Genomic DNA, 18,384 nt, shown 5'->3' on the forward strand with positions numbered 1-18,384 from the left:
CACCACCATGTTTTACCGTCAATCCATCGTCGTCTTCGGCTTCGTGCTGCCGGCAGCGATCTGCGCCGCGGTCGTTGGAGGCGGGATCGCCTTGAAGGCAAAGGCGAGTTCGTCCTTCCAGGAGAAGCAGGCTCTCTACAAGTCTTCCGAAACGAACCGCGCCGGTTCCCAGAGCATCGAAGCCGTCATCAGCAAGAAGCGTGAACACGTGGAGCGCTGGAAGGCCCAGATGGAAAAGGAAACTTCGAATGCGATCACTTCCCATCTCAAGGAGATCGGCGACAAGCTGCCTCCGAAGGAATTCCAGCAGACCGCGTTTGAACGTCCCAATTCCGGGGGCGGTTTCGCGACTGCTTCCGCCCAACCTTCCTCCCAAGTCCGTCTCGCGTTCCGCGCGACTTATCGTTCCATGCAAAAGGCATTCATCGAACTGGAAACGATGATGCCGCAGCTCCAACTGCAGGAGTTGAAGATCGAGCCGAGCACGTCCTCGACCTCGACGATGAACTTCCAGGTCACCTACACCGCTTGGGAAAAATGAAGGCAACTCCCCAAATCAGACCATACCTGCTCGCGCTGGGGGCCCTTTGCCTCCTCGCGGGTCCGGCACTTTCACAGTCTGCCGAAGGATTCGACACCTCCGATCTGGGCACGCCCGCCGATCTGCCGGCAGCGGAGCCGGCAGCGGCAGGAACTCCTCACGCACCCGCAGCTCCGGCTCCTGCAGCTGCAGCCCCGGCTGCCGCGAAGCCGGAAGCTCCTGCAGCTCCCGCGGGTCCCTCGCGCTATGCGGGCACCGGTCCGGAGCTGGCAGCCTACGTCGACAGCTTCGTCAAGATGACGTCGATCCGCACGCGCACCACCGACCCCTTCGGCCGCTATCAGGATCCGGAGTTCAAGGCTCCGGAACCAAAGATCATCAATTCTAACAAGAAGGCCATCCCGCGGGCTGCTCCGCCCGTTCCCTTCTCGGATGTGGTGGCTTCGATCCAGGTGAACATGGTGATTCCTTCCCAGAAGCGCTTCCTGGTGAGCACACCCGCCGGAGCGCGCAGCCTGAAGCAAGGAAACGTTTTCCCCATCCAGCTGCCAAACGGCAAGCGGGTCAGGGTCCAGGTCAAGTCCGTGACCGCCACGGAAATCCGCTTTGTAAACCTCGATACCGGAGAGGACGGCGTCGTGAAGCCCGATGTAATGCCAGCCGGCATGCAGCGGGGCACCGCCGGAATCACCGCCCCCGGCATGCAGCCGAGCGGCGCGGACGCCCCGCTCGAGATCCAAACCAACGTTCCCCCCATTTCGTCCAACTGAGAGATCTCCCCGACTAACTTGCTGTCCCACACTACACACACCTGACATGAAGCCTGCAATCGCCGTCGCCACGCTGCTGGCCCTGCCAATGCCTTTTGTCTCCGCGCAGGAGAACGGACTCGCCGTCGGCCCCGCCGAATCGAGCGATACTGCCGTGCCTGATCTTCCGCCACCTGCACCGGCACCCGCGCCGCCGGCACCCGGAGGCCCTGCGGATCTGCCGAACCTGCCTGCGGGACCCGTCGCGCCGGTAGCACCCGGTGCCCCGGTCGAACCGGTCGCGCCACCTGTCACTCCTGAAGCCCCGGCCGGCCAAGCTCCCGCTGCGGGAGGCGATGCCGCTGCCGCAGCAGGCGGGCAGGAGATCCAGGAATCGGAGGAGGGCTACCTGATCAAGGACGCTCCGATCAACGACATCTTCCAGTTCCTGGCCAAGCAGGCAAACCGCCAGTATTTCCACAATGCCAAGCTGGCCACGCCCGAATACCGGGTGACGGGACACTTGAACGACGGCAATCCTCTCCAACAGATGGAGGAGCTCGCCTTCATGTATGGTCTCACGCTCTACACGAAGGGGAATACGATCTATGCTCTCAGCCAGGCCCAGCTCAGCCAGTTGCCGAGCGCTGAATTCACCTACCAGCTCCGCTACCTGCGCCCGACGGACATCGAGCCGATCAAGGCCTTGATCCAGCCGATGCTCACTCCGGGCACTGGCATCGTGAACTTCGAACCGAAGACGAACACGATCGTCATCATCGACACCGCCCACCGGATCGAGCAGGCACGCAGCCTTCTCCACAACATCGACCAGGCAAAAGGCCAGATCGTGGTGGAAACCAAGATCCTCCGCATCAACAGCCAGGCGGCGGAGCGGACCGGCGTTGACTGGTCCTCCTCACTCGGGGCCAACGGCACACCGATCGAGGTGGTGCGCAGCTTGAACAGCGTCTTCGGCCTGAAGAGTTCATGGGATACGGAAGTCACCAACGGCAGCACGTCTGGAAACTCCCTCATCACCAAGGAAATCCCGGGAGCCGCGAACAACGTCGTGCTTTCCCCGGTTCAGCTGAACGGTGTTCTTCGCGCCTTGGCCGAAGGGAATTTCGCGACCCAGGTGTCCAACCCGACCCTCATCACCGAGGACAACGAACAGGGCACGATCGCCATCATCGACCGCGTCCCGATCATCACCGCCACGGTGACCGAGAGCGATAGCGGCACGAACATCTCCGAAGAAGTCCGCTACAAGATCGACAGCTCGGACAAGACCATCTCCGAAGATCCGGAGAAGCACCGTGAAGTGGGTATCTCCGTGGTGGTCACCCCCACCCTCCTGCCGGATGGCACCGTGCGCATGCGCCTGCGTCCTCGCTCCTCGCAGATCGTGGAGCAGGTGCGCGGCCAATCGGGCAACCTCTATCCCCGCGTGACGGAATCCATGATCGAGTCCATGTCCCGCGTGCCGGACGGCCACTCGTTGGTCATCGGCGGCTTCTACGGCGAAGTGGAAAGCAAGAACAACAACAAGGTCCCGCTTCTCGGCGAGGTGCCGATGCTGAACTTCTTCTTCAAGAGCAAGGAGACGGTGAAGGAAAACTCCAGCCTTGTCTTCATCGTCACTCCCACCTCCTACGACCCTTCCAGCAAGGCGGCCACCGCCCGGCAAACAAGCCGGATCCATCGCAATGCGAGCCTGCCTCAGGACCACGATTGGGTTGATCCCGAGTGCAATCCGGGCCCTGCGCACGAGCCGAACCTGCGCCGCGGCCTGCGCGATCTCCGGCCGACCCAGGCCCCTTACTACCCGACGGAGGCGGAACTCCATGAGACATCCGCGCCGGCGCCGGCACCCGCTCCGGCTCCTGCCAAAGCCCGTGTGATCAAGGGCGGCAGGAAGTAAGGAAAGCAGGCGGAGGCGAAGGCCTCCGCCACGCTGTTTTTTCCCAGCACCGGCACCATGTCATCCCCCACACAAGCCATGCACGAACAGCCGGGGCGCAAGCACGGCGACATCGGCGAACTTCTTCGGATCTGCCTGGATCAAACGATCCAGGCGATCCAAGCCACCGGCATCGCATCCGATACCGAGATCGCGCGCACCCGCGTGAACTTCGAGCGGGCCGTGGCAAAGGATGAACCGATGGACGTCCTTGAAATCCTGGCACGCGTGCAGGGATCGGAAGAGGAACACATCGGCTCGGACGTGGCCCGCATTTCTCATGCGGTCTCTTCCGTGATCCATCCTTCCCCACCCCTCATTCCCTTTGCCGGCAAGCTGATCGCCCCTTCCGCCTTCTATGAATCCTTCGACCACCTGCACAAGGTCGCCCGTGCCCTGCTGGCACCGGTGATCTATGCGGAAGATACCGACGCCGTGGGCACCGGGGCCCTCAATCCGGTGGCTGCACGTATCATGGCGGATGAGATCCTTTCCACGGTGGACCGCCGCTTCGGCATCAAGCCCTTCGTCACTTCGGTGCGCATGGATTACGAGAGCTGGAGCTTCCTAACCCGCAAACATTTCGGACTGTGATCGACTTCGACAGCATGTCTTTCAACGAGCTCATCAGCGGGCAGATCATGCGCGCGCTGGCGATGCATGATCCACAGTACGCCGAGCTTTCCCACGACCAGGTGGCAAACCGCGTGACTCGCTATTGCTTCATGGGAGCGGTGGCGAAGATCAACGGCCTGCCCTTCTTCCCGAAGGTCGCCGAATTCTGCGATGGCTCGCTGCACACTTACTGCGACCCCACGGTCCTCACCCGCGGCCTTTTCAGCCCGCTGTGCGTGACCGGGGACAAGCTGGTGGTGGCGGTGGCCAATCCCTGGAGCCCGCTTCCCGACGAGTATCTGGCACCCCGGTTCCCGGACCTTGAGATCGTCAAGATCGTCACGCTGGCCTCCGAAATCGCCCGTGCCATCGAGTCCGTGGCAATCAGCTCCGGCCCGAACCGGTCGGATCTGGAAGCTATCGACGTGGAGGATCTCGGCGATGACATCCGCGACTTCGACGTGACCACGGATTACTCCGAGCCGATGGCCCAGCTCGTGGCCACGGTCATGGCGGATGCCGTGAAAGGCCGGGCCTCGGACATCCACTTCAAGGTGGAAAAGGAGTCCTTCTACTATGCCTACCGTGTCGATGGTGACATCGGGCCAAAGGTCGAGATCCCGATGAAGCTGAAGGACCGCCTGGATGCCTTCCTGCTGAACCTGATGAAGCTGCCGACGGAAATCCGAGCCACCGCGCCGGGCATCTCGGGCCGCTTCACCATCTCCTATTTCCACCGGCCGATCGACATCCGCTATGAGCGCCACCGCACTTACCGCGGCTACCACGTTACGATGCGTCTGCTCGACAAGAGCAACATCAACGTAACGCTGGGCAAGGGCACCCTGGCCTTCGACGAAGAGACGCTTTTCGAACTCAGCAAGGTGATGCGCGTTCCCGCGGGAATCATCGTCATGTCCGGTCCCACGGGTTCCGGCAAGTCGACCACGTTGAACGCCATCCTCCGCGAGCTGAACCGGCCGGACGTGAACATCCTCACGCTGGAAAACCCGGTGGAAGACGAAGTCCCCGGCATCACTCATTGCGACCTCCGCAGCGCGAAGGAGTTCAAGCCGATGATCGCTTCCTTCATGCGTTCCGACCCGGACATTATCCTCATGGGTGAGGTTCGCGACATCGAGTCCGCCGAGCTTGCAATCGAAGCGGCGGTGACGGGTCACAAGGTGCTCACCACGATTCACACGCCGCGTGCGTCGCAGATCATCGAGCGCTTCGAGCAGCTCGGCATCGAGCGCTGGAAGATCGCCCAGACGCTGAAGGCAGCCTGTGCCCAACGTCTCGTCAAATTGCTCTGCCCTTACTGCAAGGAAGCCAAGCACGGCATTTCCGAGCTGAACCGCAGGACCTTCAACCTCGATGAGTCCTGGGGAGACATCCCTATCTTTGAAGCGAAGCCGGGCGGTTGCCCGGAATGCCGCTACTCCGGCTACAACGGCCGAACCGCCATCCTCGAAATTATTCCCATCACCCCGAAGACCTCGGACATGCTCTCGAAGGGAGAAATCTCCCCCTACGAACTGGAAGTGAAAATCCAGGAAGAAGGAAAGCTGCCGAACCTGCGCCGCAGCGGCCTGCGCCTGCTCCGCGAAGGCAAGACGGACATCGAAGCCGTATCCAAGGTCATCGACATGACTTACACCGATGAGTAGCGCCACCGCAGCCAGCACCGCAGCCAAGCCGGGACCCGGAGGAAAGCCGGAGGCCCAGCCGCAACAGGCGTCATTCAGCTTCCTCAGGGCCTCGCAGACCAAGGAGTTCAAGAAGAAGACGCTGATCAATCTCTTCCGCGGCATCAGCTCGATGCTCCGCGCCCAGATCAACACCGCGGACGCTCTCAAGTACTACGGCCAAGGTCTGAACGACAAGGTGATGGCTGACACGCTTTCCAAGATCCGGGACGAGATCAACTCGGGCGTCAGTGTTCATGAAGCCTTCAAGCGCACCGGCCGCTTCAGCGACATGGTGGTAGGCCTGATCCAGGCAGGTAGCGATGCCGGCCAGCTCCACGAGGCCTTCAAGTCCCTGGCTTCCCGCTTCACCAGCGAACTCCACTTCCAGAAGGCCATCCGCAAGGCGACGCTGATGCCCACCGTCATTATCTCCGTCCTCATCGGTGCCTTCATCACCTCCCAGGTGAAGATCGTCCCGCAGGTGGAAGAGATGCTTTCCGGTGTCGGTGCCAAGCCGGACGGCATGACTGCTATCTCCTTCAAGGTTTCCCACATCACCCAGTCCATCTGGCCGGTCGTGGTGCTGTCCCTGATCGGAACCGGAATCACCATCTGGCGTTCCGAGAAAGTACGGAACTTCCTGCTCGGCCTCGCGATGTCGAAGTGGCGCTTGCTGCGCCTTCTCATCCAGAGCCTCCGCCAGATGACCTTCCTCGCAACGATCAAACTTCTCCACGGAAACGGGATCAACCTCGCGAAGTCTATCCGCGTCTCCGCGAACAGTGTGAAGGGAACTCCCTATTACCAAGAGCTGCGCGACGCTGCTGACAAGTATGAACACTCCGGTGTTCCTCTTTCCACTGCCTTCGCGAAGTACACCTCGGTGGATTCGCAGGTGGTCCACATGCTCTCGATCGGCGAGAAGTCGGCATCCTTGGATGCCCAGCTGGATATGCTTTCGCAGATGTATGAGGAGGACAGCGAGAACTACATGGCCGCCTTCACCGCGGCGGTCAGCTTCATCGTGCTGATCCTCGCCGTGTTCCTTATCGCCGCCGTATTCATCGGAACCTTCCTGCCGATCTTCCTCATGGGTCCGAAGATGATGAATGCCAACATGTAAGGGGCTCGCCCCCCCTTACAAAACACCCATACCCTGACGCCCTATGCAACTTACACGACTCGACCGCTACCTTCGCGAGCGTTTCGTCTATGAGACGCACATCTACACCTTGCGTCTCCCGGCCACGATCCCTGCCGGTGCCATCGCCGAGGAACTGCCTGAGTCTCCGGGACGCAAGTTCAAGCACCGCTTCATCCTCCGCAATGACAAGGCGGTGGCCGCACTCGTCGAAGAGCTCCGGAATGCCAACCAGATGTTTACCACCCGCGTGGTGGACCGCGAGGCATGGTATGTCCCGCTTATCGCGCCGAATGGCAAATCGGTGACCTGGTGGGTGGTCTGGGCTGTCTTCACCGCCATCGGCGTCTTCGGTCTGATCTACGTCGCCAAGATCGCGTGGGCGAACGACGAACTCCGGAGAAACGTCGGGGAAGCCCTCAAGATCCTGAAAGGCTAAGCTAAACCGAGGAGCCGGAACTTAAGATTTCCGTCTTTTCAAGTACTCTTAATCACCCTAATCTTTGCCTGTCCCATGAAGTCCGCATGTTCCATCCGTCCAGCTCGCAAGGGGTTTACCCTCATCGAGCTTTCGGTGGTGATCTTCATTCTCATCGCCCTGCTGAGCATGGGCTTCGGAATGTCCAAGTCCATCGACAAGTGGAAGAAGGGCAAGGAGGCTTCCGAAACCTTGCGCTCGGTCTACACGGCGCAACGCCTCTACTTGGCGGACCATCCGACGGTCGCGGTGAATACGCTGAATCCGACCATGGTGGCACCCTATATCCCGAATGGAACCGGGAACACCGTTCCCACCGCGGTTTCGCTCACCAACGCCACGCTCTACGCGAGGGTAAACGTTTCTCCTCCGATCTGGACTACCTCTTCCGGCGGCACCAGCGGGACGGCATATGATCCCTCCGGCAGCAGCACGGACTCCCTTTGGGACGTCGGACAATGAAACTCTTCCGCACCCTTGCCGCCTTCTTCACGCTCGCCCTCGCCAATGCCGGGATCGCGGGTGCAGAGGAGTTCACGGCCATGGGCGAATACGTGATCCGCAGCCAGGTGAAGATCACCGGCTCCGGCAGGGTGGTGCAGATTCCGATCAAGCCTCTGCCCCTCAAAGTCGAAACCGATGGCGTGACCGTTCGCGTCTCCACCGAGTCGGAATCTGACAATTGGTCCACCTTCACCATCTACCGCTCTGATGGCATCGGCCGCCAGAATACCCCCGGAGGACCTCTCGAAGTGGTCCCGGGAGTTCAGGCGACCAGCGACCATGGCGGCGTGCACAAACATCTCCGGCTGACGCGGGATACCCTGACTCTCACAGTGTTCCCCGGCGTGTCCGACCAAACCGTGGTAACCCATGCCCTCCTTGCTCCCCCCGTTGCAAACAAGCCTGCCGGTGAATCCGGCGCGGACTCATCCGCCGCACCTTGAACTCATGCGACCGCTGCCCACATCAACTCAAGTAGCGCCCGTCACCGCGAAGCAACCGGTACCGAATGCGACGCAGACGCTTGAACTGGGACCACTTCATAATCCCTCTCCGGCCCCGAACCGCCGGGCCTCTTCGTCCGGAGCTGCCCAGCGCTCTTATCCTTGGCTTCTTCTCGCCAGCACCGGATTGGCTGCCGTTTTCTGCGGACTCTACCTCACCAAGCCGGTGATCGCGGCCAGCGCGCCCATCGGCCCCGTGACTGCCTCCTTCGATCCCGCACCACCACTGCCTCCCGGCCCGGCCGCGGCGAGAACGGAAAAGCAGACCGCCTCCCTCCTGCCAAGCTCCGCCACCCTTCCCGGCGATGCTGCGGCCAAGCCGCAGGCAACCGACCCGCGCCGCTTGCAAAGTGCCGAGGCCGGCCCTGCCGCCTCGTATGAAGAAACGAACCTCAGGGTCCAGCACGTGCTGCAAGCCCAGGGACCGGCGGGCGAGGATCTCGGCAAGATCAAGCTCGAGGTGCCCGTGCTCTACGGCAGCCGCTCGCTGCGCTGGACCCCGGCTGAGATCGCCCGCGCCCGCCAACTGCTGGCCCAGATCGGCGACTATCAGGAAAAATCCCGAGCCCTCCAGGCCGAAGGCGGCGCCCTGCTCTCCGAATGGAATGCCCTCGTGGGCGATTCCGTCCCCGGCACGGTCCTCCGCGCCGATAGCCCCACGCTCACTCGAGACGCTCTCCTGAATCCCAGCGAAGGACTCGACAGCACCGAAGCCATCGAAATCCAAAACCGATGAGATCTTTCCGCCCTATCATTGCCTGCGCCGTCCTGACCCTGCCGGTCACGGCCCAAGACATCGCGCCGAAGGACGACGCGCGGGACCCGGTGCTCTCCGCCTTGTCCGGAAATCTCGGTGAAGAAGATGGTCCCAGCGTCACCGTCGATATCAGCGCCTCTGCCCAATCGCTCATGCCGGAGGACTCCGGCCAGCCGGTGCTGGTCAAGCCCTCCGCCGATTCCTCCCCAGAGGAAAAAAGCGAAGCTCCGGAGGAAGCTTACTCCGAGCCCGAAGGAGTCACCGTGGCGGTGGAGCCCGGTAGCGCCGGCAATGCCGCCGTGGACGCCTCCTCGGTCAAGCTGCTCGCCCCCTTCCCCGCCAAGCCCCTGTCCGCGCCGCCAGCAGGCTGGCGCCTGGAGCACCCGAAGGAAGTGCCCGCCTTCGTCCGCGAGGTGCAGCTTCCCAACGGCACCAAAATCTCCCTTTCCATCCGTCCCCACCTGCTGGTGCCGGATGCCGATGGCTCCCATGTGATCGCCGTGAAGGAGCCAGGCTACGAGCCCGCGCTGCGCTACGCCCAAACCGGTACGATGTCCGCCGTACTTTCCACCTCTCTGGAAAGGCTGGATGAAGACTCCCGCAAGATGAGCGATGCAGTCGAGCGCCTCGGCCAGCTCCTCAGCTCCCTCCCGACTCCTCAAACACCCCCGGAAGCCGCTCCCTCTCCCATCAAGAAACTGCGATGAAATCGAGCCTCATTCCGATCGCCTGCGGAACCGCTCTCGCCCTGATGACCGGTGCTGCCGCCACGCACTGGTGCGCCGTCCGTGACATGGTCGTCCTTGCGAAGCAGATGCCCTCCGGGCCACGTTTTGAATCCATGCCGGGCTATGCTGCCCCGGTACCCGCGCCGCTTCCGGATGACCGGGTAGCACGCGAGGCGAAAGACCTGCTGGCTGAAGCCCGCGGTGCCAAGAACAGCGCGGCTTCACGCGTGGCCAAGCAGCCCTTCTACATGGGAGACGTGGCGCGTTCCGAGCCGGAGCCCGCGCCTCGCCCTGCCGCGCGTCCCGCAGCAAGTTCTTCCAACGATCCCACCGAAGCCCGCATCGAGAAGCTCCTGACGGCTCTCGAAGGTGCAGTCGAACAAAATCAGGAGCTCCGGGATCGTCTCGCGGACACCAATCGCGATGTCATGGAGCTCCGCTTCCAGGTGGATAGCTATCATGGCCAATTCCGTCCGCTAAAGGTGGAAGAAGATCCGATCTATCTGGACGACTCCAGCGGTGGCGTCCTCCCGCCGCTTGAAGCACCCTGAACCCGCGGTTTTCGAAACGGGAAGATCGCTCCGGGAAAGGGAGTATCTTCCATGGATGAAAAAGCAGCGACAGGCATCCAGCCTGCGGCACCTACTAAAGCTTGCCGCTCTCGTCGTGGCCGCACTCGGCCTCGCGTCCTGCTTCGTCGTGGACCGGCTGGTCACCGATGCCATCTTGCATCCTACCCGCAAGGGCAAGGATGCCACAACCCCGGAGGGGATGGAGGCCCGCACCTTCGTGATGAGGGATAAGGTGGCCCTGAGAGCGTGGATCGCATGCCCCGAGGAGGCCCCGCGTGCCGTGGTCTTCGTGCTTCACGGGATCTCGGATTCGAAAGCCACCCAGACTGGCACGTTGAACTTCCTCGCGAAGCGCGGCATCGTCGGCATTGCGCCCGACTTCCGCGCGCATGGTCAAAGCGGCGGCTACACCGCAACGTACGGCTACGTCGAAAAACAAGACATGGCGGAACTCCGGAAGATCGCAGCGGGGGAGTTTCCCCGTCTTCCTGTCGGCCTGTGGGGAAGTTCCTACGGCGGGGCTGTGGCGCTGCAAGCCATGGAAATCGATCCCGAGTTCGATTTTGCGATCATCGAGAATACCTTCGCCGATCTGCGCGATGTGGCCCGCCAGCAGGTGATCCATCGAACCTCCCTCCCGGTGTCAGGCCTCGGCCCCTATTTCATCGATCGCGCGGGAGAAGCCGGCGGTTTCGATCCCGGCGAGATCTCACCGGAAACCTCGATCGCACGGATCAGGGTCCCGGTCCTCCACATGCATGGCGAGCAGGACGAGGTGATTCCCTTCGAACAAGGCCGGAGGATTTCCCGTCATGCGAAGACGGACAAATACCGCTTCGTGCCGATCCACAAGGGAACTCACTATCACCTCAGCGCGGGAGATCCAGCCAGCTACTCACGCGAGGTCGATGAGTTTCTCGACCGCATGACCTCGGGGAACAAGTAGCCGGACGGTCGAAAAAGCTGGTCTTCCGCCGTTCCTCACTTCGCCATCGGGCCGTGCACGACGATTGCTTTCTGGAGATCCGCAGCGCGAATGTTTGGCGCGGCGATACGCTGGCACTACGGGACTTTTCACTACAACTGCGGCACGGAGAAAGTGTCGCGATCCTCGGGCCGAATGGAGCGGGAAAAAGCACCCTGCTGAAGCTCCTGACCGGCGAGGTGCGCCCCGAAGCAAATCACCAAACCCTCTGCCGGCTCTTTGGAGAAGACCTGTGGTCGTTGGAAGATCTGCGCCACCGAATCGGAGTCGTGATGCCGGAGGATATCGCTCGTTTCCATCCTGAGGAAGAGGCCCGGGACGTGGTGCTTTCCTCGTTGCGCGGTGCTTTCGGACGCACCCGGGACATGCGCTTCAGCGCGAAGGACAGGGCAGCAGCGGATCGCGCGATCGAGCGACTCGGCGTGAGTTCCTTGGCAGGTCGTGATTTCGGCACGCTTTCATCGGGCGAGCGGCGGCGTTTCCTCATCGCGCGAGCGCTCGTTCATAATCCACCGGTGATGGTGCTGGACGAGCCCTCGACCGCTCTCGATTTCGCGGCTTCAATCGGCCTGACCTCGGCCATGCGGGACCTCATTTCCGGAGGTCACACCTTGGTTCTCGTAACCCATCATCCCGGAGAAATCCCGCCGGAAATTGAGCGCGTGATTCTCTTGGAGCACGGCCGGATCGTTGCCGATGGACCCAAGAAAAAGGTCCTGGGCTCTTCCAAGCTCTCCGAGCTCTTCCATGTGCCCCTAAAGGTTTCATGGCCCGGCGGGTGGTGCGATGTGAGGCCTGCATAGCAACCCACAACCTGGATCTTGTCCCCTCCAAACTTCCAGACTCTCAGTCCAAGCTAACGGTATCCATGAAGCCTTTCATCAGCGGCATCGCATCTTTGCTACTCCTCGCGAGCTGCGCCCCCAAGCCCATGAGGACCATGGGATTCAGCAACCCGCAAGCGTCGCACGATTTCTGGATCGGGATGACCGATCATCCCGGGAAAGTGGAGGCATCTGCGCAGCACGTTGGCCCGCGATTCAACGTCATCAACGGGCCCGTGGAGAAATCCGTATCCAAGGAGGAATTCAACTCCATCTGGGATCGCTTGCATTCCGTCGATCTGAGGAAGCTGAACGAAAAAGCACAGAAGTTACCGCGCTCCCAAAGCTATTCCTTCATGGTCGGACTGACCTCAGGGAAAGACAGGCAGGTTTACAAGGTGCCCAAAAGGAATGCCCCTACAGCGGTAAAATCCGTGGTGAGGGATCTACAGAAATACGACGACCTATAGCCCGGGGAGCGGAAATTGCCGCGCGATTTTCCCTTTCATTGCGGCCCGCGCAACGCGAAGCTTCGATTGCATATGAAAGCCCGGCTTGCGGATCCTTCAGTGGTTTTCGACAGCTATCCCGTTACGGTGGCTTGCCTGAAAATGGACTATTCGGAGTTTTCCTCGCGATACGCGCTGACACTTCCCGTTACTGAGCATTCCGGGATGGGAAGAGGTTACGGAGCGATGTTCATCCTTTCGTCCGGCAAACCGGTTTACTACAACTTTTGGGAAGGGTTCCGGAAGCATTACTCCGAGTTTGAATGCAGCGACACAGAGGATCAGCTCGAAATCGCCTCCCGGATCAGGAGCGACTTTGGACTTGGCGACGACGACTTCTTCTGGACCGCCGAACATGCCGGCTTCTCCAGCTTCGTAGTTACCCGTCAGGACGACCATGGCAATGAGTTCGAAATCTCAGCCTTCGAGAGCCGCTTCGACGCCGTGGCTCTGAAGGACGAACTGGAAACCTACCAGCACAAGCAGAGCTATGCGATCGAAGGCCGCAAAGAACCGATTCCGGCCAAGCGGAGAATCGACTACTCCGCTTACAAGATCTGACTGCTGCGGCTCTACCGCTCAAGCCGGAGGATGAAACCTCCGCGCGCAGGCATGACATGCTGCCACTTGTCTCCTGCTTCGATGTTCTCCGTGGCCAGTTGCATCTTCGCATCCGCTCCCTCCCGGATCAGCGTGCGCTTTTTGAAGTCCGCAAAGGCTCCTAGATCCAGATCGATGGGGCGTTCCTTGGCTTGCCCATTGATCCCCGTGACGAACCAGATGTCTCCGCTCCGGCGTGCAAGCACCACGGCCGAGCCCGGCTCCCCGATCAGGCAGCGGGTTTCATCCCAACGCGCGGGCGCCTCGCGGAGCACTTGCCGGGCTGCATCCGGAAAGGATGCATAGGCCTCCGGCCTGTCCGCATAGTGGACGATGCCGGAATTGAAGATGAGCGAGGCCGCGAACTCATGGGCAGCCGTGGTCTTGCGCGCGTAGCGCTTCTCCGCGAGACCAAAAGGCGTATAGTCCATCGGCCCCGCGACATTTCGAGTGAAGGGCAGGATCGTATTCAACTCCGCAGCCTTCTCCGTGTAGCGCTCGTCGTACATGTAGGACTCCGAGCCCAGCACCGCCTCCGCCGTCATGAAGTTCGGCCAGGTGCGCTGCCAGCCACGGGGAAGGGTGCAGCCGTGGAGATTGATCATTAGCTTCCGCTCCGCGGCATCCTGAAGCGTGGCGGTCATCGCCTCCATGGCTTCCTGGCGGTCGGTGCACCAGAAGTCGATCTTGGCTCCCTTCACACCCAGGTCCGCGTAGCTGTCCAGCTGCTGCTTCCTACGATTTGCATCGTAGAAGCTCTCGGCATGCGCCCAGACGTGCAAGCCGATGCCCTTTTCCTTGCCCAGCTCCACCAGCTTCCTCGTATCCGCCTTCCACCATCCGGCATCGAGCAGCGAGTACTCCCACGTGCGATCCTTCGCCGCATCGATGAAGCTCGCGTAGAGATCGGTGCTATTCTGCCCCTCCGGATAAGCCCACCAACTCCATGAAGCGCGGCCCGGCTTGATCCACGAGGTATCGGCGATCTTCGAAGGCTCCGCGAGGTCGGTGACCAGCGTGGAGCCGAGGATATCTCCTGCACTGTCACCGGTGGCGATCACGCGCCACGGCATGGTCCATGGCAGGCTGTGGCGGGGCTTCGTGTCCTCGCGATGTTTCACGCGGCGAGTGCCCTCATCCGTGAAGGGAAAGGCAATCCGGTAGACCCCATCCTTCGAATCCGGACCCAGATGGCAGCCACAGTAGTTGGCATCGGTGCCGGACTCCGTGAGCAGCGTCCACGCATCCCCCGTGCGGAAAAGTGCCGGGAAATACCAGCCGCGGGTATCGCCACCGCGCGAGTAAGGCGGCGGATCACCGGGCTTCACCGGGAAATAGTAGTCCTCATAGGCCGGACTGGAACTGCTGGAGGAGTTGTAGGGCGAAATCCATCCTTGGGCATCACCGGGAAGGCGGAAGCCGCTGAGTTCTTCTTCGATCGTCCGCTCCGCCCCCTCTTCCGGAAAGCGGTAGCGAAAGGCGACGCCTTCATTTCCCGCATCGAGGTCAACGGTGAGCCTGGCCCCGCTGGCATTCATGAACACGACACTCTGCCGATGGTGCAACTGGTCGACCTGCGGCTTCGCACCCGAAGTCAGCGCATAGCGCTCGCGGCGCTCCTCCTTCTCACCCTTGCTTTCCAGCTTGAGGCCCCGCGAAAAGTCCTGGTCATTGCAGCGCAGCCCTAGCGGGGACGAGGCAATTACGGTCTTTCCCTTACGGGTGACCTGATAGCTCGGCACTCCCGCCTCATCGAGATGGAGAGTGATCGAATTCGCACCGTCTGGAGAAGCCAAGGCCAGCAACTCTTCCGCATGAGCGGAGCCGAGGAGTGCCAGAAATGCGACGAGAAAGCGGAAATCGGGAGCCATGCCTCAAAGACGGAACTTCGCGCGCTCCGCTTTCGGCAATGACGAAACAACCAATTCATGCGACAGATCGATCAGCTCCCGCAGCAGGGCGGATGGCACCGAACCATCGAGAATGATCGTGTTCCAGTGCTTCTTGTTCATGTGGTAGCCCGGGGTGATCGCCTCGTATTCGTCCCGCAATGCCACCGCGCGATCGGGATCGCACTTCAGATTGATGCGGCTGGGATATTCGTCCGGCTGGGTCAGGCCGAACATTTTCCCGCCCACCTTGTAGACCAGGACGTCCGGACCAAAGGGCGTGGTTTCCTCCGCGCCCGGCTTCGAAAGGAAGTATTCGATGACATCGGGGAGATCCATGCGCCGGTCTTTATCAGACCAGGGTCCCCTCCGTCACTCCCAGCTTCTCGAAGGCCTTCACGTTTTCCAGGAGGGTCTCCGCATCCGTCTTTCCAGCCAGAAGATCGCGGTAGGCGGAGATGGTCCGCAGCGCTCCGAGGTCATCCTCGTCGAGGAGTTCGATGCGGTACTTCGCCAGGCCGGTCGCGCGAAGCTCGCTGAAGAAGCGGGCACCGGTCTGGGCCCGGCCATTGAAGAGCGTGTTCCGGCAGCCGACGTCCGCCATCAGGCGATGGAGTTGGCCCACCCGGTCGCGCAAGTGGACGATATGCGTTTCACAGGGGCGCCCGCAATCCTTGTAGGTAGTACCGGTGCTGAGGAAGGTGCAGAACACGCAATGCTCCATATGGAACATGGGCATGTGCTGGTGGATCGTAAGCTCGAACCATTCCGAAGGGGCACCGTTCAGAAGATCCATCACTTGTCCGATGTTCAGGTCATAGGAAACGGTAAGGCGGTCGAGGTTCGCGGCACCTTTGAGAAGCTTCGCGGTGATCGGGTTCGCGACATTCAGCGAAAAATCGCCGACTTTCAGCAAATCACTACGATCCTTATAGTACTGAAGCGAGGCGAGGTTCCGGAGCAGCACGCCATCCGGCTCGGCCCGCTCGATGAGCTTGAGGTATCCGCTCTCGCCCGGCTTGAGGATCCGCGGCGTGGCCAGCAGGATCTTCGAAGCTCCGCCATTCTGGCGCAGGGCCACGGCATCCTTGTAGCGGCGCGGATCTTCGAAATCGCAGTAAATTACGCCTGCCCCGCTGTCCAAGGCCGCTTGGACTTGCTCGATGCTGCGACACAGCACCGAAAGCTCCGGCTCAGCCTCCTGCTTCGGCGGCGCTTCGGGCAAGAGATCGCGATAGCTGACCTGGGTCGTGGCGTCACGGCGCTCGCTACCACTCCCGTGATCAGCCTGCTCCAGTTCATCCACCAAGGCCCGTCGCATGCGGTTCAGCTCGGACAATGGCATGTGGCAGTTGCCCTCCACCTTGAAATCCAGTGCAGCCAGCTCAAAAGGCGTATCTCCCAGTCTTCCGAGCTGTGCCTCGAGCGTCTCGCCAGAGAGCGCGTGCTTGGAGGCCTCCTGCATCGGCTCCTGGGATTGCACCACCGCCTTGATTCCTCCGCACTCCGCTGAAATCGACAGCCGCTCACCGGGCTTCCCCGTGGCACTGAAGTGGATACCCAGCTTCACCTCGCGCAGCTTCGCATTCTGCCAGAAGCGGCGGATATCGGATTCCAGCTTCTCATCGGAGGTCTTGTAGATGGTATGCCCCGGCTTGATGCGGGAGAAATTGATGCCGCTGTAGGTGCGATGGAAGACGATGCGCTCGCCCTCGATTTTCCAGATGCGCGCGCCCTGTTCCAAGTCCCGGTTCTCACCGGCATCGAAGACGACGCCATCGCCTGGTTTCAGCGGGACCTCGGTGCGATCAGTCAGTTCGATCCATGTACCGCCGCAGGCCGCGATGGTGCCAAGCAAGGGACCGCGCTTTTTCCCGAAGCGTCCGTGGGTGAGATAGGGATGATTCGTTCCGCCGAGCCAACCGCTCGTCAGCCCGCGGGAGAAAGTCATCTCGAGCTCGTAGCGGTCGTTCGCGGAAATCGGCTCGGTCGTCTTTCCCAGGCAAGCATCGAGCGCCTTGCGATACACACGGGTCACCGCAGCCACATACTCCGGGGTCTTGAGGCGGCCTTCGATCTTGAAGGACTTCACCCCGGCCTTCACGAGGTCCGGAATCATGTCGACGGCCGCGAGATCCTGCGGGCTGAGGAGGTAGCGCACCTCTCCCATCTCGCGCGTCACGCCATCCACGACCAATTCATAGGGCATCCGGCAGGCCTGCGCACATTCGCCGCGGTTCGCCGAGCGCTGGCCGAGCGATTCGCTCGTCAGGCATTGCCCGGAGTACGCCACGCACAGCGCGCCATGCACGAAAACTTCCAGCGGCGCCGTGGGAGATCCGCCGAAGCGCTCGATTTCCTTCACGGAAAGCTCGCGGGCGAGCACCGCGCGTTCCATTGGGAAAATCGTCTCTAGGAAAGCGATCCCCTCCGGCGAGGTGATCGTCATCTGGGTCGAGCCATGGAGTTCGACCTTCGGTGCAATTTCCCGGGCCATCTTCGCCAGCCCCAAATCCTGGATAATCAGGGCATCCACTCCTGCATCCGCGATCAGGCGAAGCTGCCGCTCCGCCGCCTCCAGCTCACCCGTGAAGATGAGCGTGTTCATCGCCACGAAGCCCTTCACCCCGTGTTTGTGGAGGAAGGCCATCAGCTCCGGCAGGTCGGCCTCGGTGAAATTGTCCGCCCGCAGCCGGGCATTGAATTTCGGCATGCCGAAGTAGATCGCATCTGCCCCTGCCGCCACGGCGGCGCGGGCACAGTCCCAGTTTCCGGCGGGGCTGAGCAATTCGGGTGTCGTATCGGCGTGCTGCATGCGGGACGGGACCGATGCCACGGAAACGCCCGCTTGGAAAGTCCCGCTAGAAAAGCATTCGCACTGCCGGAATCCGGGATTTGCCAATCGGCTGGTCCCGGTCATCTTCTCCGCGTGATCGTTTCAGCCTGATGGAACCGGTGCGAGTGGACAAGTGGATGTGGGCCGTGCGCCTTTTCAAGACGCGCGGATTGGCGGCAAAGGCCTGTGAAACCGGCCGAGTGAAGACCGGGGACAGGATCCTGAAGCCCGCCTCGGAACTCCGCGGCGGCGAGTTGATCGAGCTCCCCTTCCCGGAAGGCCCCGGCACCCGGGTGGTACGGGTGCTTGGCCTGATCGAAAAACGCGTGGGGCCTCCCGAAGCTCGCGCCGCTTGTGAGGAACTCACTCCCGAGGAGGTGATCGAGCAGCGCAAAATTTGGAACGAAAGCCGGTCCCACCGCCTGGAGGGCGACCAAGGCAGGCCCACCAAGAGGAACCGCCGTCAGTTGGAAGAACGGCGGGGCTTCTTTGAATGATG

General features: G+C 61.5%; 20 protein-coding genes. 17 read left to right on the top strand and 3 right to left on the bottom strand.

All coding sequences use genetic code 11. The features are described 5' to 3' along the window. Positions 1-7 precede the first annotated feature (7 nt). From HHL09_RS07075 to HHL09_RS07150, 16 genes are all read left to right on the top strand, one after another. Positions 8-541, top strand: coding sequence for a hypothetical protein (locus HHL09_RS07075; protein WP_169453870.1), 534 nt, complete (start codon positions 8-10; stop codon positions 539-541). Then, positions 538-1,311, top strand: a complete 774-nt coding sequence (locus HHL09_RS07080; protein ID WP_169453871.1) for a hypothetical protein — start codon at positions 538-540, stop codon at positions 1,309-1,311. Before HHL09_RS07075 ends, HHL09_RS07080 begins: the two co-directional genes overlap by 4 nt. A gap of 46 nt (positions 1,312-1,357) precedes the next feature. Beyond that, positions 1,358-3,214: a type II secretion system protein GspD gene (locus HHL09_RS07085; protein ID WP_169453872.1), complete on the top strand. Its 1,857-nt coding sequence runs from the start codon at positions 1,358-1,360 to the stop codon at positions 3,212-3,214. 57 nt (positions 3,215-3,271) lie between these two features. Further along, positions 3,272-3,847 carry a hypothetical protein gene (locus HHL09_RS07090; protein ID WP_169453873.1) on the top strand — a complete coding sequence of 192 codons (576 nt, stop codon included), beginning with the start codon at positions 3,272-3,274 and terminating at the stop codon, positions 3,845-3,847. Between the two features lie 14 nt (positions 3,848-3,861). Beyond that, positions 3,862-5,538 carry a GspE/PulE family protein gene (locus HHL09_RS07095; RefSeq protein ID WP_240963748.1) on the top strand — a complete coding sequence of 559 codons (1,677 nt, stop codon included), beginning with the start codon at positions 3,862-3,864 and terminating at the stop codon, positions 5,536-5,538. Next, positions 5,531-6,682: a type II secretion system F family protein gene (locus tag HHL09_RS07100; RefSeq protein ID WP_169453875.1), complete on the top strand. Its 1,152-nt coding sequence runs from the start codon at positions 5,531-5,533 to the stop codon at positions 6,680-6,682. The genes HHL09_RS07095 and HHL09_RS07100 overlap by 8 nt, the downstream gene beginning before the upstream one ends. Before the next feature lie 43 nt (positions 6,683-6,725). Continuing rightward, positions 6,726-7,139 carry a hypothetical protein gene (locus HHL09_RS07105; RefSeq protein WP_169453876.1) on the top strand — a complete coding sequence of 138 codons (414 nt, stop codon included), beginning with the start codon at positions 6,726-6,728 and terminating at the stop codon, positions 7,137-7,139. 75 nt (positions 7,140-7,214) lie between these two features. Beyond that, a complete protein-coding gene (locus HHL09_RS07110) occupies positions 7,215-7,640 on the top strand; it encodes a type II secretion system protein (RefSeq protein WP_169453877.1) in 426 nt (141 codons plus the stop codon). Continuing rightward, the gene (locus tag HHL09_RS07115; protein ID WP_169453878.1) at positions 7,637-8,125 is read left to right on the top strand and encodes a hypothetical protein; all 489 of its coding nucleotides are present in this window, start codon (positions 7,637-7,639) and stop codon (positions 8,123-8,125) included. Before HHL09_RS07110 ends, HHL09_RS07115 begins: the two co-directional genes overlap by 4 nt. Positions 8,126-8,129: 4 nt before the next feature. Next, positions 8,130-8,921, top strand: a complete 792-nt coding sequence (locus HHL09_RS07120; protein WP_169453879.1) for a hypothetical protein — start codon at positions 8,130-8,132, stop codon at positions 8,919-8,921. Then, positions 8,918-9,649 (top strand): hypothetical protein, encoded by a 732-nt coding sequence (locus HHL09_RS07125; RefSeq protein ID WP_169453880.1) that lies wholly within the window; start codon positions 8,918-8,920, stop codon positions 9,647-9,649. Before HHL09_RS07120 ends, HHL09_RS07125 begins: the two co-directional genes overlap by 4 nt. Continuing rightward, positions 9,646-10,221: a hypothetical protein gene (locus HHL09_RS07130; RefSeq protein ID WP_169453881.1), complete on the top strand. Its 576-nt coding sequence runs from the start codon at positions 9,646-9,648 to the stop codon at positions 10,219-10,221. The genes HHL09_RS07125 and HHL09_RS07130 overlap by 4 nt, the downstream gene beginning before the upstream one ends. 55 nt (positions 10,222-10,276) lie before the next feature. Further along, positions 10,277-11,188, top strand: coding sequence for an alpha/beta hydrolase (locus tag HHL09_RS07135; protein ID WP_169453882.1), 912 nt, complete (start codon positions 10,277-10,279; stop codon positions 11,186-11,188). A 53-nt stretch (positions 11,189-11,241) separates the two neighbouring features. Next, a complete protein-coding gene (locus HHL09_RS07140; protein ID WP_169453883.1) occupies positions 11,242-12,030 on the top strand; it encodes an ABC transporter ATP-binding protein in 789 nt (262 codons plus the stop codon). Positions 12,031-12,095: 65 nt separating this feature from the next. Next, positions 12,096-12,521, top strand: a complete 426-nt coding sequence (locus HHL09_RS07145) for a hypothetical protein (protein WP_169453884.1) — start codon at positions 12,096-12,098, stop codon at positions 12,519-12,521. A 72-nt stretch (positions 12,522-12,593) separates the two neighbouring features. Next, complete coding sequence (locus tag HHL09_RS07150; protein ID WP_169453885.1) at positions 12,594-13,121, top strand: hypothetical protein; 528 nt, start codon at positions 12,594-12,596, stop codon at positions 13,119-13,121. Positions 13,122-13,132: 11 nt separating this feature from the next. On the opposite strand, the gene HHL09_RS07155 is transcribed toward HHL09_RS07150, so the two are convergent. From HHL09_RS07155 to HHL09_RS07165, 3 genes are read right to left on the bottom strand one after another with little or no spacing between them, the layout of a single operon-like run. Next, a complete protein-coding gene (locus tag HHL09_RS07155; protein ID WP_169453886.1) occupies positions 13,133-15,031 on the bottom strand; it encodes a glycoside hydrolase family 97 protein in 1,899 nt (632 codons plus the stop codon). A 3-nt stretch (positions 15,032-15,034) separates the two neighbouring features. Further along, on the bottom strand, positions 15,035-15,388 hold the full coding sequence (locus tag HHL09_RS07160) for an MmcQ/YjbR family DNA-binding protein (RefSeq protein WP_169453887.1): 354 nt from the start codon (positions 15,386-15,388) through the stop codon (positions 15,035-15,037). A gap of 13 nt (positions 15,389-15,401) precedes the next feature. Next, entirely contained in the window at positions 15,402-17,864 is a 2,463-nt protein-coding gene (locus HHL09_RS07165; RefSeq protein WP_169453888.1) for a U32 family peptidase, read from the bottom strand. A 131-nt stretch (positions 17,865-17,995) separates the two neighbouring features. Between HHL09_RS07165 and HHL09_RS07170 the strand changes: the two genes are divergently transcribed. After that, the gene (locus HHL09_RS07170; RefSeq protein WP_169453889.1) at positions 17,996-18,382 is read left to right on the top strand and encodes an RNA-binding S4 domain-containing protein; all 387 of its coding nucleotides are present in this window, start codon (positions 17,996-17,998) and stop codon (positions 18,380-18,382) included. The last annotated feature ends 2 nt before the right edge of the window (positions 18,383-18,384 follow it).

Origin of the sequence: Luteolibacter luteus (genome assembly GCF_012913485.1) — a bacterium.
Taxonomy (GTDB): Bacteria; Verrucomicrobiota; Verrucomicrobiia; order Verrucomicrobiales; family Akkermansiaceae; genus Haloferula; species Haloferula lutea.